We start from the raw sequence: 22,733 nt of genomic DNA on the forward strand, positions 1-22,733 counted from the left end.
TTTCGCCTTCCGAGAACGGAGAACCGACGTGAAGCGTATTTTGCCAGTTGTTGCAGCTCTTGCGTTCTGCACGCCAGTCTTCGCCCAGACGGTCGACAGCCAGAGCGCGAAACAGCTCTCCGACAATCTGGCGCGCTATTTCGGCAAGCAGGCATTCGACAAGGGCGTGCTCAAGGTCTCGGCCGAGGGCGACGCCTACAAAATAACGGTCGATATCAAGGCGCTGGTCAATGCCTTGCCGGACCAGAAGCCGCTGAAATTCGATCTGGCGCCCTATGCCTTGATGGTGAAGCCGCGCAGCGACGGATCCTGGGACGTCGCCTCGGATTTTTCGCAAAGCATGTCCTTCGAATTCAACGGGCCGGAAGGTCCGCAAAGCATGCAGCTCACGGTCAAGGACGGCAAGGGCACCGCTGTCTACGATCCGAACCTGGCCGCTTTCACCAGCGGCGCGAGCTCAATGGCCGGCATGACGATGACGTCGCGGGAGGCCAAGCAGCAGGCGGACGTCACCGCCGGAGCCGGCACTGCGACCGTTGCCGCCACCAAGTCGGCCAATGGCGGCGTCGACTTCACGGCGATGCAGAAAGTCTCGAGCTTCGTCGAGATGATCAAGATCGACGATCCCGACAGCGGAATGAATTTTCCGATCACGCTGAAAACGCCGGAACTGTCGGTGGATGCAAACGGCAAGGGCGTGCGGACGAAGCCGCTGCTCGACCTGCTTGCCTTCGCCGTGGCCAATGAGGACGAAGCCAAGCTCAAGGCGAACCAGGCGGAGCTCAAGACGCTTCTGCAGGCCGCGCTGCCTGTGTGGGAGAGGATCGACGGCAACTACGGCTTCAAGGATTTCGAGGTGGAGAGCCCCTTCGGCAAATTCGGGGCGAAGCAGTTCAGCACTGCGTTCGGCATGGACGGCGTTTCCCAGAACGGTAAAGTCGACTACGCGATCAAGGCCTCCGGCCTGACGATCCCGCAGCAGATGCTGCCCGGCTGGAGCGTCGCGCTGCTGCCGACCGATGTCGACCTCAACTTCGGCGGCGCCAATATCGATCTCGACACCATGGCGAAGAAGGCGATCGAAGCCTTTGATCTCAATAAGAATCCGCCGCTGTCGGAAGAGTTCGGCGACGCCCTGGTCGCCGATTTCCTGGCCAAGACGCCCAAATTCGTCCTCGGGCACAGCACGGTGAAGAACGGCGACATCGAGGTTGCCATGGAAGGCGAGATGACGTTTCCGGGCAAGAAGCCGGATGCGACCGTGACCGTCGATGTCGCCGGCTACGACAAGATCGTGGCTGCCCTGCAGGAAGGCGCCAAGAGCGACCAGGAAATGGCGCAGGCTTTCCCTTTCGCGCTCGCCGTCAAAGGCTTTGGCAAGACGTTGCCTGACGGCCGGCTGGAGTGGGTCGTCAATGCCAAGGCCGACGGTTCGGTCACGGTCAATGGCGCCATGCTGAAGCCTGCCGATGCCATCCAGGATGACAGCACCGGCGACAATGGCGGCGGCGACCTGAATGACGGCGCCGGCCAGGATGACGGCTCCGGTGGGGGCGACAATGGTGGGGCAGGGGCAAAACTGCAGCCCTGAACGTTCGCGTTAAAGCCCCAGCGCGCTTGCAATCTTCGGCGCCGCCTCGCGCCAGTTGTCGACGGCGACGATGTCGTCCGGCGTTGGTGGCAGGAAGGCGCGCAACGTATTGTCGGCCATCAGATGGAAGAGGTGCGCGTCGGCGACCGAGTTGCGCGCCGATATCAGATTGGAGGGCTGGTCATCGACAAAAGCGACAGGCCTGCCCTTGGCGCCGCGCAGCTTGGCAATGGCCGGCCCTTTCGCCATTTCCGTGGTCAGCAGCGGGTAGTTCAGGCCGAGCGCGTCGAGATGCGCCCGGCGCACGGCGCGGTGCTTGTGCGGCATGGCGGTCAGGAGCACGATCTCGGCGCGCCGCCCGAGTGTCGCCAGCGCTTCCGCGGCGCCGTCAGTGATGCTTTGCCAATCGGCCTGGGTATTGAAGAAATCGCCGAGAAGGGCCGTGACCTCGGCCTGCTCGATCAGCCGGCCGGATGCCGTCTCGGCGATGTTGCCGGTCAGGCGGAAGGAGGCGAGCGTCAGCCGAAAGCCGCGCGTTTTCAGGAAATGCGGAAAGGGTCGGACGAACTCGAGCACGACGTCGTCGACGTCGAGCACCAGAAGCGGCCGGTCGTCGGCGGCCAACTCCTCGATCTGGCGCGCGGTTTCGGGATCGTCGCTCATGTCGAGCGCTCGTGGTCGTCATTGCCGAGCGGCAGCGCCCGCAAGGCCTTGCCGATAGCCGCCGGCGGCGTGCCGGTCTCCTCGGCGAAGCGCAAAAGCGTCGGCTCGTGGGCGAGGATGAACTGCAGCACGCCGGCGAGGAAGCCCGGCTCCTCAGCCGCCCTTCTGATCGAATGCGCCTCGATGCCGGTGATCGCCAGGAAGCGGGGCAGAAGCTCCGGATCGGCGGCGACGAAGCCTAACGCCCTGACGGCAAGGGTTTCCGCCTCCTCGCGCATTGACGCTGCGTTCGCCATCATTACCTTTTGCTGATGTGGATGTGAGTCTTTCCTCCGCAGTAATGGCAAGCGTCGCTTGCGGCAAGTCTCGGCCGCTTCAGCCCCTGCACCCGCAGATGGAATCCTGGCGCTTTTCCAACGTCCGGTTTCCGTTTCGTCAATGATATTGGCGTAGAGTGAAAAAGGGTTGGGTGCGATCCGGAAGGGACGCATGACGACAGTCTTCGGCTCGAAGGCGGTCGGGACGGGAAATTGATGGCTAAGAAGGTCATGATCGTCGAGGACAATGAGCTCAACATGAAGCTCTTTCGGGACCTCATCGAAGCCAGCGGTTACGAGACGGTTCGCACGCGCAACGGCCTGGAGGCGCTGGACCTCGCGCGCCAGCACCGGCCGGACCTGATCCTGATGGACATCCAGCTGCCCGAGGTGTCGGGCCTGGAAGTGACCAAATGGCTGAAGGAAGACGACGAATTGCATTCGATCCCGGTCATCGCCGTCACCGCCTTCGCGATGAAGGGCGATGAGGAGCGCATCCGCCAGGGCGGTTGCGAGGCCTATATTTCCAAGCCGATCTCGGTGCCGCGCTTCATCGAGACGATCAAATCCTATCTGGGCGATGCCTGATGCCGAGCCGGAGCCTTTGAGATGACCGCGCGGATCCTCGTCGTCGATGACATCCCCGCCAACGTGCGGCTGCTGGAGGTTCGGCTGCTGGCCGAATATTTCGAGGTGCTGACGGCCGGCAACGGCCCGGACGCCATCGAGACTTGCGAAAACGGCAAGGTCGACGTCGTGCTGCTCGACGTGATGATGCCGGGCATGGACGGGTTCGAGGTCTGCAAGCGGCTGAAGAGCGATCCGGCGACCTCGCATATTCCGGTCGTCATGATCACCGCGCTCGACCAGGTGTCAGACCGTGTGCGCGGCCTCGAGGCCGGCGCCGACGATTTCCTCACCAAGCCGGTCAACGATCTGCAGCTGATGACGCGGGTAAAGAGCCTGGTCCGGCTGAAGTCGCTGACCGACGAATTGCGCCTGCGCGCCTCGACCACGCGCAACATCGGCATCGAGGAGCTTTTGAGCCGCAACTTCGCGACGGAAGACACCAAGCCCAAGGTGCTTCTGATCGACGAGCGCAAGTCATCGATCGAGCGCATCCGGAAGATGCTGCGCAACAGCGCACAGATCGATGTCGCCACCGATCCGAATGCCGGCTTCTTCCAGGCCGCCGAAACGCCCTATGAATGCGTGCTGATCTCGACGGCCTTCGCAGACTTCGATGCGCTGAGACTCTGCTCGCAACTGCGCTCGCTCGACCGCACCCGTTTCCTGCCGATCATCCTTTTGGCCGATGAAGGCGAGGAGGGCCGAATCATCCGCGGCCTCGAACTCGGCATCAACGACTATCTGACGCGACCGATCGACCAGCACGAGCTGACTGCGCGCCTGCGCACGCAGGTGCGGCGCAAGCGCTACAACGACCAGTTGCGCGCCAGCGTCACCCAGACGATCGAGATGGCGGTGACCGACGGACTGACCGGTCTGCACAACCGCCGCTACCTCGACAGCCACCTGCAGACGTTGTTCGACCGCGCCGTGGCGCGGCGGCGGCCGCTGTCGGTGATGATCACCGATCTCGACCGCTTCAAATCCATCAACGACGCCCATGGCCATGACGGCGGCGACGACGTGCTGCGCGAGTTCGCCAGGCGGCTGCGCAAGAATGTGCGCGGCATCGATCTCGCCTGCCGATTCGGCGGCGAGGAGTTCGTCGTGGTCATGCCGGACACCGATGGGCTGATTGCCGAGAAGGTGGCCGAACGCATCCGCGCCGAGATCGCACAGGTGCCATTTGCAATCGGAACCGAAGGGAAGACGATTGAAGTGACAGTCAGCGTCGGCGTGTCGTCGGTGCTGAAGGGAGCCGATACGGTCGCGGCTCTGATGAAGCGTGCCGACCTTGCGCTCTACGAGGCCAAGAGCGGCGGCCGCAACCGGGTTGTCGCCAAGGCCGCCTGAAGCGCGTCGCGATCTTTCAGATCGTCCCAAAACCGGTTGCCACTTTCGGGAGACACGCTTTGAAGCGCGTTGCGCTGAAACGGATTCAGGCGACGCGTCCTAGGCCTTTTGATTTATGCAGGCCGTTTTCTCAAAACCGCCACATACTTTTGAGCGATATGCATTGTAGAGGCAGCTAATATCCGGTCATCCGGCAAGGTTAGGAATTTACCTTAACCCAAGCGATTCGCGAGCCGTGGTTAAGAAATGGTTGATTTTCATACGTTCTTGCGCAAATCTGCTTCGCATAGACCAAAGACGAAGCCGGCACGAGGGTAGACTGCCCGGCTCGATCCGAAAAATACCCCATGATGCTCAGGTCCGCCGCATCTCCTGGGTCCGTGGGGTCGGCCGGCCGGCGCTGGCACATAGTGGCCTCCTCGTACCGCTGCCAACCGCCGACCGGCCCCCTTTTTTCAAGATATGAAAAAACAAAAACGCCGCCCCGAGGGGCGGCGTTTCGGCGTCTCAGGATAACCAGATTACTTGATCTTGGTTTCCTTGAACTCGACGTGCTTCTTGGCGACCGGATCGTACTTGCGGAACGACAGCTTGTCCGTCTTGGTGCGGCTGTTCTTGCTGGTCACGTAGAAGAAACCGGTGTCGGCGGTCGACAGAAGCTTGATCTTGATGTTTGCGGCTTTGGCCATGATGTTCGTCCGTTAATGTTCGTGGAGTTTTGGCCGCTGGAGCACGGGGAAAACACCCGGACGCGGGAAACTTGGCGCGACACATAAAGAACGCGCCCGGAAAGTCAAGCCCGAGGGGCTTCTGGCGGTGTCTTGGCTTCGAGTGCTGAGCCGTGGCTCATGGGAGGATCGACGGCTGATCGATCACCCACAGCCATGTCCCGTCGCCCTGCCGGTGGGCAATTTCCACAGTCACGGTGCCATTGCGAAGGCGCGTGGAAGTGAGCGCCAAATCTCTGTTGACGATAGCCGGGCGCTGATCTCCAAGCTCAAACCTCAGCCCGGCTGCCACCAACTCAGCGTAGAACGCGCGGATAGCGTCCCTGCCGCGGGCCAACTGTCCGCCGCCTATATCGAGGATTGCATTGGACTCGTAGAGGGCCGCCATTCCTTCGGCGTCTCCCGCCTGCTCGCGACAAACCAACAACCGCGCCAGATCCTGAGGATCGCGTGCCGGCTCGCGGTCTGCCTCGTCATTCATAGGCGACTTCCTCCGACGGCGAATTCGGTTCCGATGTCACTCGGCGGCGATCGTTTCCAGCCGCGGCGCCGTCTTCCAGTCGCCTGTCGTGTTCCACCAGCGGTTCGGATTGGCGCGGTCGTCGAGGCCCTTGGAACGGCTGGTCAGCAGCGGTTGGATGCGGATGACCGGCTCCTGATAGGAGTGAGCCTGGAATATGGCCTCGACAACGCGCGCGGCAAGCCCCTGGTCGTCGGGTAGTTCGAACGACACTTCGACCGTTCCCGGCCGCCGGCGCAATTCGATCTCGGCGCCTGCCGCGGCGCCTTCCAGCGGCCGGTAGCGTTCTATGCCTTGCGCCGACTGGTAGGCATTGCTGTCATATTCGCCCATGCGCAGCGGCGCGATCGCCACCACGGCCTCCATGATGCGCTCGACATCGGCAGCCGGCGCCTGGAAGGTGACGAGCAGAAGCAGTTCCATCCTGAGGGATTTGGTTTCAAAGCCGCTGTCGATCATACGATCTCTCCTCGCTATACCTGCGTTGGAGCGAGGTATAGCAGGAGCCCTACTGACACGGTGATGTCAGCATAGCCCTATGCCCTGCGGTATTTCTGGCTAGAGCATGTCTCCCGAAAGTGGGAACCGGTTTCGGGATAAGACATGCGCAAAATCAAAAACCTAAAGCGCATGGAGCGAATCTGAAAGATCGCGACGCGCTTTAGAGAATCTTTCGCACCAGCCGGACCAAGACCAGGAGCATATAAGCGGCAAAAAACAGGGCGAGCGACCAGCCGAAGCCCGAGGGGCCGAAGGCGTCCATGCCGATGCCGATCGCCTGCGGGCCGATCACCATGCCGACGCCGTAGCAGAGCACGAAGGCGGCGTTGGCTGAGGCGAGCTCATGGCCGGAGAGCTGCGAGCCGAGATGGGCAAGGCCGATCGTGTACATGGCGGCGACCACGCCGCCCCAGACGAACAGCAGCGCCGCCATCAGGTGCCAATTCTGGGCGAAGAAAGGCATGAAGACGGTGCCGATGAGACCGACCGTGGCGCAGGCCAAAAGCAGGTAGCGGCGGTCGGAGACGCGGTCGCTGATCATGCCGATCGGGATCTGCAACAGCACATTGCCGAGGCCGATCATGGTCAGCAATAGCGCGGCGTCGGTCTCGGAATAGCCGATGCGGTTGCCATAGACGGGGAACAGCGAGAAGCCACCGGTCTCGACCGCGCCGAACACCAGCACGGCGAAGGTCGCGGTCGGCACCAGCCAGATATAGCGCAGGAAATGGCTGGTTTCGCCGTCGGCGACGATCGCCGGGCTCTCGTTGCGGGCTGCCAGCACCGGAATGGCGGCGAGCGTCACCAGCGCTATGGTGACGCCGAACGGCAGGAAGCCGCTCGAGCCGAGATGGGCGAACAGCCAGGGACCGGCGGCGAAGCCCAGCGACAACACCGTGGCGTAGATGCCAAGCACCAGGCCGCGGCGATGCGGCGGCGCCGAGGTGGAGATCCAGAATTCCGACAGGATGAACAGCACCGTCAGCGAGATGTGTAGCGCGACGCGCAGCGGGAACCACATCCAGAAGGCCGGCGCGAAATGGAAGCCGACGAAGGCAAGCGCGCCGGCGGCAATCATCAAAAGCATGGTCCGGGCGACGCCGAGCCGCATGGCGAGCGGCGTGGCGAGCGGTGCGCCGGCGATCGAGGCGAGGCCGGCGACCGCCGTGTTGAGGCCGATCATCGAGGCCGAGTGGCCGCGCGTTTCGAGGATGACGCTGAGCAGCGGCATGCCGAGGCCGATGGCGATGCCGACTACGCTGATCGAGGAGATCGCCGCGATCATCGGCAGCCAGTGTACGCGTTCGTCGCCCTTTTGCTGGGTATCGACCGTCATGGGATATGGATGCTCTGTTTCTAAAGGACTTCGCGGACGAAGCGGTTTCGGATCAGCCGGAAGAACGGCACGGCACCGCCCGGACGCAGCAAGGGATCGTGGGCGAGCCGCTTTTCCAGTTCTTCCAGGATCATGCGGGTAATGTCGGGAATGTCGGCTTTGCGCGCCTCAGCGAGCGGCAGCCAGACGAGCTCTTCCAATTCGTTGGTTGGACCGCCATCCGGCAATTCCACGGCGACGTCCTCGCGCCAGGCGCTGAAGAAGCGGGTGTCGAAGCGGCGCACGCGGTTGGGCGGGGTGATGGCGCGGGCGATGAAGCGCAAGGCGTCCAGCGACGGTGTCACGCCGTGTTCGACGAAACCCTGCCAGTCGCGCTTGGCGGTCGCGAACGGGCCCTTGCGGCCGATCAGCAGGCCGGCTTCCTCGTAGGTCTCGCGGATCGCCGACAAGGCGATGGCGCGCGCCCGCGCGGTGCTCGCGCGGCCGGGGCCGCTGGCAAGCCTGGTTTCCTCCTCGCGGTGCAACGGGGCGGCGATCGCGATGCGGCTGTCGGCAGGGTCGGTGCGGCCGCCGGGGAAGACGAATTTTCCGGGCATGAAAGCGTGGCCGGCATGGCGCCGGCCCATCAGCACCAGAACGTCGCTGCCGCTCCGGTCGAGCAGAATCAAAGTTGCGGCATCGCGCGGACGAAGCGGCCGGCCGCCGTGCACGGCCAAGCCTTTATCGAGCTTATCGACATCCGCCTTGGTCATTCCTTCCATGGGCTCGACCTAGCGGAAACTTCTCGAATGCGAAAGTGGCTTGCGGGTTCCTGTCTTTGCACCAGCCTCGGACGAAAGGTCGCTGCTGGAGCAATTCCAGGAAAAGTGCGCAGCGGTTTTCCGTCCAGAATTATATAAAAACAAATGCTGAGAGATGGTCGTTGTTTCTATCAAAGGCAGAACCGCTGCAGGTTTAGGAATGCGGTTCAAACTCGTCCTTCTCGCCGCCGAAGCCGTGCATATAGAGCGCCCATTGCAGACCGATGACGGCGCCCTTGACCGGCTGCAGCAGCGCGACGGCCAGGCCAAAGGTCAGCGGCACCCAGATCAGCGCGTGCTGCCACAGCGTGAGCGTCGAGGTCGCCTCCACGGTCATGAAGGCGCCGACCACGATGTGGCCGACGATGACGATCACCAGATAGGCCGGAAGGTCGTCGGCGCGATGGTGATGGAGCTCCTCGCCGCAGACGCTGCATGTGTCGACGGACTTGGTAAAGGCGTAGAACAGCTTGCCTTCGCCGCAATGCGGGCAGCGGCCGAGAAGGCCGCGCTTGATTGCCGTCCACAGCGGACGCGCGGCGCGGCCCGAATGATGCTCGCCGCCGAAAACCTGTTGTTCCATACCAAATTCCTTTGGCATCACCTTCTCCTGCCGCGGGGCCCGAAACGCGACTGCGAAGCACGGGCGCGGCCTTTGGCCTTGTGAAACGACCGTCGCGAGCCTGGCAGCGGCTTCGGGTCGCTCAGCATCTCGAAGCGCATCGCGCCGGCCATCGGCGCGACCTCGAGTAGCCGAACCTCGACGCGGTCGGCAAGCTGGTAGCCCTTGCCGGTGCGTTCGCCGAACAGCGATCGAGCGGTTTCGTCGTAAATATAGTAGTCGCCGTTCAAACTTGACACCGGGATGAAACCATCCGCGCCGTACTGCGGCAATTGGACAAAGAGTCCCGCCTTGGTGACCCCGGAGATGCGCGCGTCGAAAGTGTCGTTGATGCGCTCGGCGAGGTAGGCGGCAATCAGCCGATCGACAGTGTCGCGTTCGGCGGCCATGGCGCGGCGTTCGGTGGCCGAGATCAGCGCGGCTACTTCCTCCAGCCGATCGGCTTCGGGTTGCGTCAGGCCGCCGGGTCCGAGGCCGAGCGCGGCGATCAGTCCGCGATGCACGATGAGGTCCGAATAGCGCCGGATCGGCGAGGTGAAATGCGCGTAGCGCCTCAGGTTGAGGCCGAAATGACCGATATTCTTCGGCGAATATTCGGCCTGGCTTTGCGAGCGCAGCACCACTTCGTTGACCAGCGCCTCGTTGTCGGCGCCGCGCACGCGCTCCAAAATGCCGTTGAACTGCCCCGGCCGCATCTGCGCGCCGCGCGCCAGCGACAGGCCGAGCGTTGCCAAAAATTCGCGCAGCGATTCCTGCTTGGCCAGAGAAGGCGCATCGTGGATGCGGAAGACGAGAGGCTCTTTCTTGCCTTCCAGCGTCTCGGCGGCCGCGACGTTGGCCTGGATCATGAATTCCTCGATGAGCTTGTGAGCGTCGAGGCGCTCCGGCACGACGACCCGGTCGACGGTGCCGTCCGGCTCGAGCAGGATCTTGCGTTCCGGCAGGTCGAGTTCCAGCGGCTGGCGGGCATCACGGCCGCGCTTCAGCACGGCATAGGCATCCCACAGGGGCTTCAGAACGCTATCGAGGATCGGCCCCGTCTTGTCGTCCGGCACACCGTCGATCGCCGCTTGCGCCTGCGGGTAGGCGAGCTTGGCCGCCGACTTCATCATGATGCGATGGAAGGAGTGCCTGAGCTTGCGGCCTTCCGCCGAAAAGGTCATGCGCACGGCGATGGCCGGACGATCCTCGCCTTCGCGCAGCGAGCAAAGATCGTTGGAGATGCGCTCGGGCAGCATCGGCACGACGCGGTCCGGGAAATAGACCGAATTGCCGCGCTTCAGCGCTTCGCGGTCGAGCGGCGTGCCGTAGCGGATATAGGCGGCGACATCGGCGATGGCGACGGTGGCGATGACGCCGCCGGGGTTCTTCTCGTCCGTATCGGGCGCGGCGAAAACGGCGTCGTCATGGTCCTTGGCGTCGGCCGGATCGATGGTGACCAGCGGCAGGTCGCGCCAGTCCTCGCGGCCGGCAAGCGTCGCGGGCTTTGCCGCCTCGGCCTCGGCGATCACATCGGCTGGAAAGATGTGCGGGATGTCGTGGGCGTGGATGGCGATCATCGAGACCGCCTTCTCGCTGGTCAGCGAGCCGAGCACCGCCAATACCTTGGCGCGGGGCAGGCCATACCGCGAGGCACGCGCTGGCTCGACCTCGACCAGATCGCCGTTCTTGGCGCCGCTCTGGAATTCCTTGTCGACGATGAGTTCGGGCTGGCGCCGCTCCACGGGCTCGATGCGGAAAGAACCGTCCTTCAGCACGCGGAACACGCCAAGCACCGCTTCGCTGCGCTTCTCGAAGACCTTCATCACTCGGCCGGTGTAGGCAGGGCCGGTGGGGTCGTCGGTCGGGAAGGTCTTGGCGAGCACGCGGTCGCCGACGCCGGGGACGGGACCACTTGCTCCCCGGGAAATGCGGATGGCGATGACAGGCGGCGAGCCGGGACCCGTGTATTCGCTCGGATTGGCCAGCAGCACGCCGTCGGCGTCACGGCCGACAATGTCGAGCACGGCAACATGGGGCAGGGCGCCGGCGCGGGTGAGACGCTTGCGTTCCTTGGTCAGCAGGCCTTCGTCCTGAAGGTCGCGCAGCAGGTCCTTCAGCCAGATGCGGTCTTCGCCACGCAGCGCGAAGGCCTTGGCGATCTCGCGCTTTCCGGAGCGATCGGGATTTTCGGCGATGTAGCGCAGGATTTCGTCACGCGAGGGTCGGTAGTCGTCCTTCACCTTGGCCCTGGTGTCGGCGCTGCGCGGATCGCCGTGGCTTCTTCCGGAGATCCTGCGCGCCACGTCCTGCTATCCTTTCTTCGCCGCCCGGCGGAACGGCTTCTTGCCGCCTCCGCCCTTGGCTTCCTTCTCGGCAATCAATGCGAGCGCCTCTTCCAGCGTCACCGATTGCGGGTCCTTGCCCTTGGGCAGCGTCGCATTGACCTTGCCGTAATTGACATAGGGCCCGTAGCGGCCGTCGCGGACGACGATCTTGCCGCCGCCGTCGGGGTGGTCGCCAAGCTCCTTCAACGCCGCCGGCGTGGCGCCGTTGCGGCCGCCCTTGCCCTTCTGCTGCTTCTCGGCGATCACCGACACGGCGCGGTTGAGCCCGATCGAGAATACATCCTCGATGCTTTCGAGATTGGCGTAGGTGCCGTCGTGCAACACGAACGGGCCGTAGCGCCCAAGGCCGGCCGAGATCATCTTGCCGGTCTCCGGATGCTTGCCGACGTCGCGCGGCAGCGACAACAGCGCGATCGCCTTCTCATGGTCGATCGATTCTGCCGTCCAACCCTTGGGCAGGCTGGAGCGCTTGGCCTCCTTGCCTTCGCCGCGCTGGATATAGGGGCCGAAACGGCCGCTGCGCAGCGTGATCTCCTCGGCCGTGTACGGATCCTTGCCGAGCTGCCTGACGCCGTCCTCGCCATTGCCGTTCTCGCCATTGGGATTGGCGGCGTCGCCGAGCTGGCGGGTGTAGGAGCATTCCGGATAGTTCGAGCAGCCGACGAAGGCGCCGAACTTGCCGAGCTTCAGCGACAGGTTGCCGCTGCCGCATTTCGGGCAGATGCGCGGGTTCGAGCCGTCTTCGCGCGCGGGGAACACCAGCGGCGCCAGCTCGTCGTTCAGCGCATCGAGCACGTCGGCGACGCGCAGTTCCTTGATGTCGTCGACCGCGCCCGAAAAATCCTTCCAGAAGTCGCGCAGCACGTCCTTCCAGGCGAGCTTGCCGTCGGAGATCTCGTCGAGCTTTTCCTCGAGCGACGCGGTGAAATCATATTCGACATAGCGCTCGAAGAAGCTTTCGAGAAAGGCCGAGAGCAGCCGTCCCTTCGCTTGCGGCACCAGCTTGCGCCGGTCGATGGCGACGTAGTCGCGGTCCTCCAGCGTCTTCAGGATTGCCGTATAGGTCGAGGGCCGGCCGATGCCGAGCTCTTCCAGCTTCTTGATCAGCGACGCCTCGGAGTAGCGCGGCGGCGGCTCGGTCGTGTGCTGGGTGGCGTTGATCGCCTCGCGGGCCAACTGCTCACTGGCTCGGATCTCGGGCAGGCGGCGGCTTTCCTCGTCCTCCGCGTCCTCTTCCTTCTGGTCGGTATAGGCGGCAATGAAACCGTCGAAGCGCACGACCGAGCCGACCGCGCGCAGCTCGGCGGTGCGGGCGCCGTTGACGGCTTCGATCTCGACCGTTGTGCGCTCGATCTCGGCCGGCTGCATCTGGCTGGCGATGGCGCGCTTCCAGATCAACTCGTAGAGACGCGCCTGGTCGGCGTCGAGATATTGCCGCACCGATGCCGGCGTGCGCTTGAAATCGGTCGGGCGAATCGCCTCGTGCGCTTCCTGAGCGTTCTTGGCCTTCGTCGTGTAAAAACGAGGCTTTTCGGGCAGGTACTTTGCGCCGAACTCGCTGACGATGGCGTCGCGCGCGGCATCGATCGCCTCCGGCGCCATCTGCACGCCGTCGGTTCGCATATAGGTGATGAGGCCGGCGGTCTCGCCGCCGACATCCATGCCTTCATAGAGCTTCTGCGCCACCTGCATGGTGCGGTTGGCCGAGAAGCCGAGCCGCGAGGAGGCGGCCTGCTGCAGCGTCGAGGTCGTGAAGGGCGGGCCCGGATTGCGCCTGGTGGGCTTGGCTTCGACCGACAGCGCCTTGAAGGTAGCGCCCTCCAGCATCGCCTTGATGTCGTCGGCCTGCGCCTTGTTGGCGATGTCGAGTTTTTGCAGCTTCTTGCCGGCATAGGCGGTCAGCCTTGCCTCGAAGCTGTCGTTGCGCGGCGTGTTGAGGATGGCGGCGATCTGCCAGTATTCCTCGCGGATGAAGCGCTCGATCTCGGATTCGCGGTCGCAGACGAGGCGCAGCGCCACCGATTGCACACGTCCCGCGGAGCGGGCGCCCGGCAGCTTGCGCCACAGCACCGGCGAGAGCGTGAAGCCGACCAGATAGTCGAGCGCGCGGCGGGCGAGATAGGCGTCGACCAGCGGCGCGTCGATCTGGCGGGGATTGGCCATGGCCTCCAGCACGGAAGCCTTGGTGATGGCGTTGAAGACGACGCGGCTGACCGGCTTGTCCTTGAGCGCCCGCTTCTGCCTCAGCACTTCCAGCACGTGCCAGGAAATCGCCTCGCCTTCGCGATCCGGGTCGGTAGCGAGGATCAGCCCGTCGGCATCCTTGACCGCCTTGGCGATGTCGGCGAGCCGCTTGCCCGAGGCGGTGTCGACCGACCAGGACATGGCGAAATCCTCGTCGGGGCGCACAGAGCCGTCCTTGGCCGGCAGATCGCGAACATGGCCGAACGAGGCCAGAACCTTATAGTTCTTGCCCAGATATTTGTTGATTGTCTTCGCCTTGGCCGGCGATTCGACGACGACGACGTCCATGAGGTCTCTTATCAGCTGTGAGGCGGCGGAAGAACTCCGCGGCGCACGACGAAATCCCACTCTTTTCGTCGCTCACATGGCCGTGCTTTTGCGATCGGTCAAGGGGAAGGAGCCAATTTGCGGACCCGGCGCAAGCGATACACTCTTAGAGTGTATGGCGAAGATCACATTTTTCGGGAAGCGACGGTTCGTGTCTCGGACCACGGAAGGGTCGGCTCACGGGTGCGAGTCGACAAAAGCGAGGCAGGCGCTATCAGCGACGCAGCCGAGCAGGCTGCCGGTGGAAAGATATCCGGCAGCCAGCCCAGGGGAATTCAGTCGGCCGCGACCACGTGCCAGGCGCCGGCGACGCCTTCGCCGGTCATGTCGCCGGCCTTCTTGTCCTTGACGAAGGTGTAGACCGGCTTGCCGTCATAGGCCCACATCTTGGTGCCGTCGGTGCGATCGACGATCGTCCATTCATCATCGGCCTTGGCGCCGGCCTCGGCCTTCAGCGGCGGCCAGTTGGCGGCGCATTTGTCGTAGCAGTTGGACTTGCCCTTCTCGTCCTTGTCATAGGTGTAAAGCGTCATGCCCATGGCATCGGTATAGATTTTCTTGCCGCCGACTTCGGCCTCCTTCCACGCCTCGGCGGCATGGGACGCGACGGTGCCGAGCAAAAGTGCCGCCAATCCGAGTGCGATCGATTTCATGACAATCTCCCTGAGAACAAGCGCGCGGCAATCGCGCGCCTGTTCATACAACGCACGCGCGAGGTTGTTTCTTCCTCGGCAAGGCGACGAGGTGCCACACAATGGTGATTGGCAGCGAGGCTTCCGCATCGCTATATCGACGCCAGCACAATCAGGGCGGTCGAAATGGCATTGGACATCGGCTATGTCAGCGCGGTCGGGGCAGGGGCGATATCGTTCCTGTCGCCCTGCGTGCTGCCGCTGGTGCCGCCCTATCTCTGCTACATGGCAGGCGTCTCGGTCGACGATTTCCGCGGCAATCAGGGCGTGACGGCGCGCGAAGGCGCGCGCGGCGCGCTGCTTTATGCCTCTTTGGCCTTCGTGCTCGGCTTCTCCACCGTCTTCGTCGCGCTCGGCGCCGGCGCCTCGACCATCGGCCATCTGTTGCGGGTCTGGCAGGAACAACTGGCGATGGTGGCGGGCGCGCTGATCATCATCATGGGCCTGAATTTCCTCGGTATCCTGCGCATCCCGCTTTTGTCGCGCGAGGCGCGCTTTCAGTCGCAGGGCAAGCCCGCCAGCATGATCGCGGCCTATGTCATGGGACTGGCCTTCGCCTTCGGCTGGACGCCCTGCATCGGTCCGGTGCTGGGACCGATCCTCACGCTGGCCGGCGGCCGGGAGACGGTGGGCGAGGGCGCGCTGCTGCTCGCCGCTTATTCGCTCGGACTCGGCATTCCCTTCCTGATCGCGGCGCTGTTTTCCGGTGCCTTCATGCGTTTCCTCGGCAAATTCCGCGTCCATCTCGGCCGCGTCGAGAAGGCTATCGGCGCGCTGCTTGTCGTCGCCGGGGTGTTTTTCCTCACCGGCGGCGTGCAAAGCGCGTCCTACTGGCTCTTGGAGAATTTCCCGGCGCTGGGACGGCTGGGGTAATTTGCCACTTCGTTCACAGGATCGAACCGCAGACCGCTGATTAAGAGTGAGCTGCTGCACGATCTCACCGGAATTTAACCGCATTGGTGCAGCATCACACCGCTGCTAGCATGCCTTGATTCAGCTCTTTCACACGGTTGCCCTTACATGAGCCAGAGATCCTGCCTGTCCATCATCCTCGCCGCCGGCGAAGGCACGCGCATGAAAAGCGCGATGCCCAAGGTGCTGCACGCCATTGCCGGCCTGCCGATGGTGGCGCATGTGGTGAAAGCGGCGGAAGCCGCCGGAGCGACGGGTCTGGCGCTGGTGATCGGCCATGGCGCCGAGGAGATGCGCAAGGCGGCGCAGAAATTCGCGCCGAAGGCCGGGACCTTCGTGCAGGAGAAGCGGCTCGGCACCGCGCATGCCGTGCTGGCCGCCCGCGAAGCGATATCAAAGGGTTATGACGACATTCTCGTCATGTTCGGCGACACGCCGCTGATCGACGCGGGAGCATTGGCCGCCGCGCGGCAGAAACTGGCGGACGGTGCCGCAGTCGCGGTGATCGGCTTTCGTCCGTCCAATCCGACCGGCTATGGCCGGCTGATCGAAAAGGGCGGTCGGCTGGTTGCCATCCGCGAAGAAAAAGACTGTTCCGAGGCGGAAAAGAAGATCGGCTTCTGCAATGCCGGGATGATGGCGGTGGCCGGCAAGCATGCGCTTCGACTGCTCGACAAGGTCGGCAACAGCAACGCCAAGGGCGAGTTCTACCTCACCGACGTCGTCGAGATCGCGTGCGCGGAGGGCCTCGATGTCGTTGCCACGGAGGCCAGCTTCGAGAGCGCGCTCGGCATCAACAACCGGGCCGAACTGGCCGAGGCGGAGGCGATCTGGCAGGCGCGCCGGCGGCGCGAGGCGATGCTTTCCGGCGTGACGCTGATTGCGCCCGAAACCGTCTATTTCTCGCACGATACCGAAATCGGCGCCGACACGATTGTCGAGCCGAATGTCTGGTTCGGACCGGGTGTCAGGATCGCTTCGGGCGCCAAGATACACGCTTTCAGCCATATCGAGGGGGCCACGATCGCCTCCAACTGCGATGTCGGGCCGTTCGCGCGGCTGCGGCCCGGCGCCGATCTGAAGCAAAAGGCCAAGGTCGGCAATTTCTGCGAGGTCAAGCAGGCGACGATCGAGGAGGGCGCCAAGGTCAACCACTTGACCTATATCGGCGACGCGCGCGTCGGCGCTGGCGCGAACATCGGCGCCGGCACCATCACCTGCAATTACGACGGCTACTCGAAATTCTTCACCGATATCGGTGAGGGCGCCTTTGTCGGCTCGAACTCCTCGCTGGTCGCGCCGGTCACGATCGGCAAGGGCGGCTATATCGCCTCGGGCAGCGTGATCACCGAAAACGTGCCCGACGACGCGCTGGCCTTCGGCCGCGCCCGCCAGAAGACGTTGCCCGGCAAAGGCAAGGAATTGCGCGAGCGCTTCGCATCGGCCGCCGCGGCGAAGAAGAAAGCCGCCGAGTGATCTTAATGGCGGTTTTCACGCCAGCTCCGCTGTCGCCAACGATGAACAATCGGGAACCTGCGCTGCGAAAAGCCGAGCGATTGCGGTAACCCGATTGCAAGCGCTGCGTGTCATGGTGCATCAGTCGCAGACTGTTCCGGTGACACGGAACGAAACGCAAAGTGACTTTCGCGGCAATCCGGCAATCCTTAGATAGCGCTGGGTTTCCGCAGGGAATAGGGGCAGCGCATGTGCGGTATCGTCGGAATTGTCGGCCATTCGCAGGTCGCGCCGCTCATCGTCGATGCGCTGAAGCGGCTCGAATATCGCGGTTATGACTCGGCCGGCGTCGCCACCATCGAGAAGGGCGCGCTCGGCCGCCGCCGCGCCGAAGGCAAGCTGATCAATCTGGAACGCCGGCTGAAGGAAGACCCGCTCGACGGCACGATCGGCATCGGCCACACGCGCTGGGCAACGCATGGCGTGCCGAACGAAACCAACGCGCATCCGCATTTTTCCGAGGGCGTCGCCATCGTCCACAACGGCATCATCGAGAATTTTGCCGAGCTGCGGGACGAGCTTGTCCATGACGGCTACACCTTCTCCTCGCAGACCGACACCGAGGTCGTGGCCCATCTGGTGGCGCGGGAGCTCGCCAAGGGGCTGAAGCCGGTCCAGGCGGCGCACCAGGCGCTGAAGCGGCTCTCGGGCGCCTTTGCGCTGGCCATCATGTTCAAGGGCGACGAGGATCTGATCGTCGGCGCCCGCAACGGTCCGCCTTTGGCCGTCGGCCATGGCGAGGGGGAGATGTTTTTGGGCTCCGACGCCATCGCGCTGGCGCCGTTCACCAACGCGGTCACCTATCTGGAAGACGGCGACTGGGCGGAAGTGCGCCGCAACAGCGTCACCATCTACGACATCGACGGCAACAAGGTCGACCGTAAGCGCCAGCAGTCGCTGTCGACCAGCTTCATGGTCGACAAGGGCAACCGCCGCCATTTCATGGAAAAGGAAATCCATGAGCAGCCGGAGGTGATTTCGCACACGCTGGCGCATTATGTGGATTTCGTCTCGGGCGTGTCGAAGCCGCTCGAGCTGCCCTTCGACTTCGCCAAGATCGGACGGCTGGCGCTCTCGGCTTGCGGCACCGCCTATCTCGCCGGGCTGATCAGCAAATACTGGTTCGAGCGTTATGCGCGGCTGCCGGTGGATATCGATGTCGCCTCGGAATTCCGCTACCGCGAGATGCCGCTGTCGGCCAACGATGCGGCCTTCTTCATCTCGCAGTCGGGCGAAACCGCCGACACGCTGGCCTCGCTGCGCTACTGCCGCCAGGCCGGCATGAAGATCGGCGCCGTCGTCAATGTGCGCGAATCGACCATGGCGCGCGAATCCGACGTCGTGCTGCCGACGCTGGCCGGGCCGGAAATCGGCGTCGCCTCGACCAAGGCGTTCACCTGCCAGCTCTCTGTGCTGGCTTCGCTCGCCGTGCGGGCCGGCGTGGCGCGCGGCACGATCTCGCGCGACGAAGAGAGGCAGCTGGTGCGTGAGCTCTCCGAGGCGCCGCGCTTCGCCACCCAGGTGCTGAAGCTCGACGAGCAGATCGAACGCATCTCGCGCGAGCTCTCGCGCTACAAGGACGTGCTCTATCTCGGCCGCGACACCAACTTCCCGCTCGCCATGGAAGGGGCGCTGAAGCTCAAGGAAATCTCCTACATTCACGCCGAAGGCTATGCCGGCGGCGAGCTGAAGCACGGGCCGATCGCGCTGATCGACGAGAACATGCCGGTGATCGTGATCGCGCCGCACGACCGCATCTTCGAAAAGACGGTGTCGAACATGCAGGAAGTGGCGGCGCGCGGCGGCAAGATCATCCTGATCACCGACGCCAAGGGTGCGGCGCAGGCGGGCATCAAGACGATGGAGACGATCGTCCTGCCCGACGTGCCGGAGATCATCTCGCCGATCATCTACGCGCTGCCGATCCAGATGCTCGCCTATTTCACCGCTGTGTTCATGGGCACGGACGTCGACCAGCCGCGCAATCTGGCGAAGTCGGTGACGGTGGAGTAGGACCGTCACTGCTCGCTTTGTACACAGTAGCTCGAAGTACAGCTGCCGATGGTCCCTTCTTTCGTCATCCTCGGGCGGAGCAGGAGCGAAGCTCCTGCGCAGACCCGAGGATCCATTCCGTGACGTTTGGGCGGATCAAGGCAGTGCAGAATTAGGTGCTACCACCCGGTGCCGCGGAAAAGCTCGAACCACTCTGGATTGGCCTTCTCGATCAGTTCGATCTTCCATTGGCGCGGCCAGCGTTTCAGCGACTTCTCGCGCTGCATGGCATCACGGATGTCGAAATACTCCTCGTACCAGACTAAGCGTTGCACGCCGTAGCGCCCGGTAAAGCGCGAGCCCTCGCCGGACCTGTGTTCCGGCATCCGACGGCCGAGATCGTTTGTGGCACCGATGTAGATGGTGCCGCGTTTCTTGCTCGCAGTCATATAGACATAGCCCGTCATGCGTGAACGATAACGGATCGACGATCAGGCGGCTATCTTGACGGGTTGCGTTCTTTGGCCGACGTCACGGAATGGATCCTCGGGTCTGCGCAGGAGCATCGCTCCTGCTCCGCCCGTGGATGACGAAGGGAAGGATGCCTCGGCTAATCGCGAACGGAAGCAGCTTCCATTTGGAACACTGAAAGCCACGTCATAGAACTAGTTCTTTAAAAACTTCGCAGTTCCAAACAGCATCGCGGTTCACTAATCTCGGCGCTGCAACCTGCGCCGCGGTGAACCCATGTCCGACCACCTGAAGACCTCTGGCATGACCCGGCTCAGGAACTATTTCCTGACCGGCTTCATCGTCTGCGCGCCGCTGGCGATCACCGCTTATATCGCCTGGTCGCTGATCGGCTGGGTCGATTCCTGGGTGAAGCCCTACATCCCGGCGCGCTACAACCCGGACACCTATCTGCCATTCCCGGTTCCCGGCTTCGGACTGATCGTCGCGCTGGTGCTGATCACGCTGATCGGCTTCCTGACGGCGAACATCGTCGGCCGCGCCATCGTCAATTTCGGCGAGCGGCTGCTCGGCCGCATGCCGCTGGTGCGCGGCATCTATGGCTCGCTGAAGCAGATTTTTGAGACGGTGCTGTCGAACAAGGGCGAAATGTTCCGCCAGGTCGGGCTGGTCGAGTACCCGCGCAAAGGTGTCTGGTCGCTGGTCTTCGTCGCCAGCGAGAAGGAAACCGAGATCAACCAGAAGCTCGACCAGGAGGGCGATCCGCTGATCGCGGTGTTCATGCCGTGCACGCCGAACCCGACCACCGGCTTCCTGATGTATGTGCATAAATCCGAGATCGTGCCGCTCGACATGACCATCGAGGACGGCGCCAAGCTGATCGTTTCGGCCGGCATGGTGGCGCCGGAGGTCAAGACCAAGCTGGTGACGCTGAACGGCGAACGGATCGAGGGCCCGCTTGCCAACCCGCCACTCGGCGCCGGGCCTCAGCCGGCGCGCAGCAAGCGCACCGCCTCGTCGCGTCCGAACAGGTAGAGCAACAGGCGCAACGCCTGGCCGCGCTGGGACTGCAGTTCCGGATCGCGCGACAGGATAAGCCTTGCGTCATCACGGGCAGCTTCGAGCAGGTCGGCATGGAATTCGATGCGCGCCACCTGGAAGCCCGGCGTGCCGGACTGGCGGGTGCCCAGCAGCTCGCCTTCGCCACGCAGTTTTAGATCCTCCTCGGCAATGCGGAAGCCGTCCTCGGTCTCGCGCATCACTGAAAGCCGGCGCTTCGCCGTTTCGCCGAGTGGGTCCTTGTAGAGCAGCACGCAGGAGGATGGCTTGTCGCCGCGTCCGACGCGGCCGCGCAACTGATGCAGTTGCGCCAGGCCGAAGCGCTCGGCGTGCTCGATGACCATGATCGTCGCGTCCGGCACGTCGACACCGACTTCGATGACGGTGGTTGCGATCAATATGCGCGTCTCGCCTAGCTTGAAAGCGCGCATCGCCTCGTCCTTCTCGGCGCCCTTCATGCGGCCGTGAACCAGGCCGATCCGGTCGCCGAACAGAGGTTTCAGCGAAGCGAAACGGTCCTCCGCCGACATCAACTTGATTTCTTCGGATTCCTCGACCAGCGGGCAGATCCAGTAGATCTTCTGGCCTTCGGTGACGGCGTCAACCATGCGCCCGACCAGTTCGTCCAGACGTTCCATCGGCAGCGTCACGGTGCGGATCGGTTGCCGGCCTGCCGGCTTTTCGGTCAGCTTCGAGACATCCATGTCGCCAAAGGCGGTCAGCACCAGCGTGCGCGGGATTGGCGTCGCCGTCATCACCAGCATGTCGGGCGCGTCGCCCTTGGCGGTGATCGCCAGCCGCTGATGGACGCCGAAACGATGCTGCTCGTCTACGACGGCAAGGACGAGGTCGTGGAACGTCACGGTTTCCTGGAACAGCGCGTGCGTGCCGACGACGATGTCGATGGTGCCGCTGGCGAGTCCCTCCAGCGTCTCTGTGCGCTCCAGGCCCTTCTCGCGGCCGGTCAGGATAGCGACGCGCAGCCCGGCTTTTTCCGCCAGCGGTGCGATCGTCGCCAAATGCTGGCGCGCCAGGATCTCGGTCGGCGCCATAAGGGCCGCCTGACCGCCTGCCTCGACCGCGCGTCCCATGGCGAGCAGCGCGACCACCGTCTTGCCGGAGCCGACATCGCCTTGCAGCAGACGCAGCATGCGTTCGGGATCGGCGAGGTCGGCATTGATTTCGCCGAGCGCGAATTCCTGGCTGGGGGTGAGCTTGTAGGGCAGGGCCGCGCGCAGCTTCTCGACGATGCGACCGTCACCGACGAGAGGCCGGCCCGACAGACGGCGGATTCTGGCCCGCACCAGCGCCAGCGACACTTGGCCTGCCAGGAACTCATCATAGGCAAGTCGCCGCCAGGCCGATCCCTCGACGGCGACATCGATCGGATCTTTCGGATTGTGGATGCGGGTGAGCGCATCGCTGAAGGTGGGAAAAGTATGCCGGCGCATGAAGGCGTCGTCTTGCCACTCCGGCAGTTCCGGCAAGCGGCCGAGCGCCTGCCCGATGGCGCGGCGCAGCACCTTCGCCGACAGCCCGGCGGTGAGCGGATAAACGGGCTCGACCAGCGGCAGGCCCTCGGCCTCGTCGATCGGAGCGATATGGTCGGGATGGACCATGGTCGGGCGGCCGTTGAACCATTCCATGCGGCCGGAGATCACGACACGCTCGCCCTCGGGAAGCATCTTTTGCAGATAGGCGGCATGAGCATGGAAGAATGTCAGCGCGACTTCGCCGGTGTCGTCATGGGCGTAGACCCGGTAGGGCACCGACCTGTTGCGCGGGGGCGGCGGCTGATGGCGGTCGACCCGCACCTCGAGCGTGACGATCTGGCCTTCGGCGGAAAGCGCAATGCCGGGCCGGTTGCGGCGGTCGATCACGGTATTCGGCAGCAGGAACAGAAGGTCGGCGGCGCGTGCGGGACGGTCGCCGAGGTCGGCGGGCACGACCCGTTCGATCATGGTCCCGACTTTCGGGCCAATGCCGGCAAGCGAGGTTATCGGGACGAAGAGTGGGTCAAGAATCGAGGGACGCATCAGTGTTGCGCCGATCGCAAAATTACATGAGCCGAGTTCCTTCGCGCCCCCCTCTGTCCTGCCGGACATCTCCCCCACAAGGGGGGAGATTGGCAGC

Annotated in this window: 20 protein-coding genes; 7 read left to right on the forward strand and 13 right to left on the reverse strand. The window is 63.8% G+C overall.

Annotation, left to right across the window (positions count from 1 at the left end):
- Window positions 1–28 precede the first annotated feature (28 nt).
- Entirely contained in the window at window positions 29–1,591 is a 1,563-nt protein-coding gene (locus AC4FWB_RS12230) for a hypothetical protein (protein WP_491026281.1), read from the forward strand.
- 9 nt (window positions 1,592–1,600) lie between these two features.
- On the opposite strand, the gene AC4FWB_RS12235 is transcribed toward AC4FWB_RS12230, so the two are convergent.
- Complete coding sequence (locus AC4FWB_RS12235) at window positions 1,601–2,254, reverse strand: hypothetical protein (protein ID WP_491026283.1); 654 nt, start codon at window positions 2,252–2,254, stop codon at window positions 1,601–1,603.
- Entirely contained in the window at window positions 2,251–2,550 is a 300-nt protein-coding gene (locus AC4FWB_RS12240; RefSeq protein WP_292338769.1) for a DUF3572 domain-containing protein, read from the reverse strand. The genes AC4FWB_RS12235 and AC4FWB_RS12240 overlap by 4 nt, the downstream gene beginning before the upstream one ends.
- Before the next feature lie 237 nt (window positions 2,551–2,787).
- On the opposite strand from AC4FWB_RS12240, the gene AC4FWB_RS12245 reads away from it, so the two are divergent.
- Both AC4FWB_RS12245 and AC4FWB_RS12250 read left to right on the forward strand, forming a co-directional pair.
- Window positions 2,788–3,159 carry a response regulator gene (locus tag AC4FWB_RS12245; RefSeq protein ID WP_027166515.1) on the forward strand — a complete coding sequence of 124 codons (372 nt, stop codon included), beginning with the start codon at window positions 2,788–2,790 and terminating at the stop codon, window positions 3,157–3,159.
- Window positions 3,160–3,180: 21 nt separating this feature from the next.
- A complete protein-coding gene (locus tag AC4FWB_RS12250; protein WP_491026285.1) occupies window positions 3,181–4,554 on the forward strand; it encodes a PleD family two-component system response regulator in 1,374 nt (457 codons plus the stop codon).
- 521 nt (window positions 4,555–5,075) lie between these two features.
- On the opposite strand, the gene rpmG is transcribed toward AC4FWB_RS12250, so the two are convergent.
- The 9 genes from rpmG to AC4FWB_RS12295 form a co-directional block, all read right to left on the reverse strand.
- A complete protein-coding gene (rpmG, locus tag AC4FWB_RS12255; protein WP_006201775.1) occupies window positions 5,076–5,243 on the reverse strand; it encodes a 50S ribosomal protein L33 in 168 nt (55 codons plus the stop codon).
- Between the two features lie 157 nt (window positions 5,244–5,400).
- Window positions 5,401–5,763 carry a YybH family protein gene (locus AC4FWB_RS12260; RefSeq protein ID WP_491026292.1) on the reverse strand — a complete coding sequence of 121 codons (363 nt, stop codon included), beginning with the start codon at window positions 5,761–5,763 and terminating at the stop codon, window positions 5,401–5,403.
- 36 nt (window positions 5,764–5,799) lie between these two features.
- A complete protein-coding gene (locus tag AC4FWB_RS12265; RefSeq protein ID WP_491026294.1) occupies window positions 5,800–6,261 on the reverse strand; it encodes a YqfO family protein in 462 nt (153 codons plus the stop codon).
- Window positions 6,262–6,463: 202 nt separating this feature from the next.
- On the reverse strand, window positions 6,464–7,639 hold the full coding sequence (locus tag AC4FWB_RS12270) for an MFS transporter (protein WP_491026295.1): 1,176 nt from the start codon (window positions 7,637–7,639) through the stop codon (window positions 6,464–6,466).
- A gap of 20 nt (window positions 7,640–7,659) precedes the next feature.
- Window positions 7,660–8,400, reverse strand: a complete 741-nt coding sequence (locus AC4FWB_RS12275) for an NUDIX hydrolase (protein WP_491026296.1) — start codon at window positions 8,398–8,400, stop codon at window positions 7,660–7,662.
- Window positions 8,401–8,593: 193 nt separating this feature from the next.
- Complete coding sequence (locus AC4FWB_RS12280; RefSeq protein WP_491026297.1) at window positions 8,594–9,040, reverse strand: DUF983 domain-containing protein; 447 nt, start codon at window positions 9,038–9,040, stop codon at window positions 8,594–8,596.
- A complete protein-coding gene (gene rnr, locus AC4FWB_RS12285) occupies window positions 9,040–11,346 on the reverse strand; it encodes a ribonuclease R (RefSeq protein ID WP_491026298.1) in 2,307 nt (768 codons plus the stop codon). The genes AC4FWB_RS12280 and rnr overlap by 1 nt, the downstream gene beginning before the upstream one ends.
- Window positions 11,347–11,352: 6 nt before the next feature.
- Entirely contained in the window at window positions 11,353–13,920 is a 2,568-nt protein-coding gene (topA, locus tag AC4FWB_RS12290) for a type I DNA topoisomerase (RefSeq protein WP_491026299.1), read from the reverse strand.
- A 314-nt stretch (window positions 13,921–14,234) separates the two neighbouring features.
- Complete coding sequence (locus tag AC4FWB_RS12295) at window positions 14,235–14,612, reverse strand: COG4315 family predicted lipoprotein (protein ID WP_491026301.1); 378 nt, start codon at window positions 14,610–14,612, stop codon at window positions 14,235–14,237.
- Window positions 14,613–14,777: 165 nt separating this feature from the next.
- On the opposite strand from AC4FWB_RS12295, the gene AC4FWB_RS12300 reads away from it, so the two are divergent.
- The 3 genes from AC4FWB_RS12300 (at window position 14,778) to glmS (ending at window position 19,091) form a co-directional block, all read left to right on the forward strand.
- On the forward strand, window positions 14,778–15,524 hold the full coding sequence (locus AC4FWB_RS12300) for a cytochrome c biogenesis CcdA family protein (RefSeq protein ID WP_491026302.1): 747 nt from the start codon (window positions 14,778–14,780) through the stop codon (window positions 15,522–15,524).
- A 147-nt stretch (window positions 15,525–15,671) separates the two neighbouring features.
- A complete protein-coding gene (glmU, locus tag AC4FWB_RS12305; protein WP_491026303.1) occupies window positions 15,672–17,039 on the forward strand; it encodes a bifunctional UDP-N-acetylglucosamine diphosphorylase/glucosamine-1-phosphate N-acetyltransferase GlmU in 1,368 nt (455 codons plus the stop codon).
- A 228-nt stretch (window positions 17,040–17,267) separates the two neighbouring features.
- Window positions 17,268–19,091, forward strand: a complete 1,824-nt coding sequence (glmS, locus tag AC4FWB_RS12310) for a glutamine--fructose-6-phosphate transaminase (isomerizing) (protein WP_491026304.1) — start codon at window positions 17,268–17,270, stop codon at window positions 19,089–19,091.
- A 158-nt stretch (window positions 19,092–19,249) separates the two neighbouring features.
- Here the strand turns inward: glmS and AC4FWB_RS12315 are convergent, their stop codons facing one another.
- Window positions 19,250–19,537 (reverse strand): GIY-YIG nuclease family protein, encoded by a 288-nt coding sequence (locus AC4FWB_RS12315; RefSeq protein ID WP_491026305.1) that lies wholly within the window; start codon window positions 19,535–19,537, stop codon window positions 19,250–19,252.
- Between the two features lie 280 nt (window positions 19,538–19,817).
- Here AC4FWB_RS12315 and AC4FWB_RS12320 point away from each other — a divergent pair, with 280 nt between their 5' ends.
- Window positions 19,818–20,576 (forward strand): DUF502 domain-containing protein, encoded by a 759-nt coding sequence (locus AC4FWB_RS12320; protein WP_491026307.1) that lies wholly within the window; start codon window positions 19,818–19,820, stop codon window positions 20,574–20,576.
- Here AC4FWB_RS12320 and recG read toward each other — a convergent pair.
- On the reverse strand, window positions 20,528–22,636 hold the full coding sequence (gene recG, locus AC4FWB_RS12325; RefSeq protein ID WP_491026308.1) for an ATP-dependent DNA helicase RecG: 2,109 nt from the start codon (window positions 22,634–22,636) through the stop codon (window positions 20,528–20,530). The two genes, AC4FWB_RS12320 and recG, sit on opposite strands and share 49 nt — an antisense overlap.
- Window positions 22,637–22,733: the final 97 nt, after the last annotated feature.

Source organism: Mesorhizobium sp. LEGMi-168a (genome assembly GCF_058312955.1).

Excerpts from the sequence above, each read along its gene's own strand:
- topA (WP_491026299.1), bottom strand. The coding sequence starts at position 13,920 with ATGGACGTCGTCGTCGTCGAATCGCCGGCCAAGGCGAAGACAATCAAC.
- AC4FWB_RS12270 (WP_491026295.1), bottom strand. The coding sequence starts at position 7,639 with ATGACGGTCGATACCCAGCAAAAGGGCGACGAACGCGTACACTGGCTG.
- AC4FWB_RS12235 (WP_491026283.1), bottom strand. The coding sequence starts at position 2,254 with ATGAGCGACGATCCCGAAACCGCGCGCCAGATCGAGGAGTTGGCCGCC.
- recG (WP_491026308.1), bottom strand. The coding sequence starts at position 22,636 with ATGCGTCCCTCGATTCTTGACCCACTCTTCGTCCCGATAACCTCGCTT.
- rpmG (WP_006201775.1), bottom strand. The coding sequence starts at position 5,243 with ATGGCCAAAGCCGCAAACATCAAGATCAAGCTTCTGTCGACCGCCGAC.
- AC4FWB_RS12265 (WP_491026294.1), bottom strand. The coding sequence starts at position 6,261 with ATGATCGACAGCGGCTTTGAAACCAAATCCCTCAGGATGGAACTGCTT.
- glmU (WP_491026303.1), top strand. The coding sequence starts at position 15,672 with ATGAGCCAGAGATCCTGCCTGTCCATCATCCTCGCCGCCGGCGAAGGC.
- AC4FWB_RS12280 (WP_491026297.1), bottom strand. The coding sequence starts at position 9,040 with ATGCCAAAGGAATTTGGTATGGAACAACAGGTTTTCGGCGGCGAGCAT.
- AC4FWB_RS12275 (WP_491026296.1), bottom strand. The coding sequence starts at position 8,400 with ATGGAAGGAATGACCAAGGCGGATGTCGATAAGCTCGATAAAGGCTTG.
- AC4FWB_RS12250 (WP_491026285.1), top strand. The coding sequence starts at position 3,181 with ATGACCGCGCGGATCCTCGTCGTCGATGACATCCCCGCCAACGTGCGG.
- glmS (WP_491026304.1), top strand. The coding sequence starts at position 17,268 with ATGTGCGGTATCGTCGGAATTGTCGGCCATTCGCAGGTCGCGCCGCTC.
- AC4FWB_RS12240 (WP_292338769.1), bottom strand. The coding sequence starts at position 2,550 with ATGGCGAACGCAGCGTCAATGCGCGAGGAGGCGGAAACCCTTGCCGTC.
- AC4FWB_RS12260 (WP_491026292.1), bottom strand. The coding sequence starts at position 5,763 with ATGAATGACGAGGCAGACCGCGAGCCGGCACGCGATCCTCAGGATCTG.
- AC4FWB_RS12320 (WP_491026307.1), top strand. The coding sequence starts at position 19,818 with ATGTCCGACCACCTGAAGACCTCTGGCATGACCCGGCTCAGGAACTAT.
- AC4FWB_RS12245 (WP_027166515.1), top strand. The coding sequence starts at position 2,788 with ATGGCTAAGAAGGTCATGATCGTCGAGGACAATGAGCTCAACATGAAG.
- AC4FWB_RS12295 (WP_491026301.1), bottom strand. The coding sequence starts at position 14,612 with ATGAAATCGATCGCACTCGGATTGGCGGCACTTTTGCTCGGCACCGTC.
- AC4FWB_RS12300 (WP_491026302.1), top strand. The coding sequence starts at position 14,778 with ATGGCATTGGACATCGGCTATGTCAGCGCGGTCGGGGCAGGGGCGATA.
- AC4FWB_RS12315 (WP_491026305.1), bottom strand. The coding sequence starts at position 19,537 with ATGACGGGCTATGTCTATATGACTGCGAGCAAGAAACGCGGCACCATC.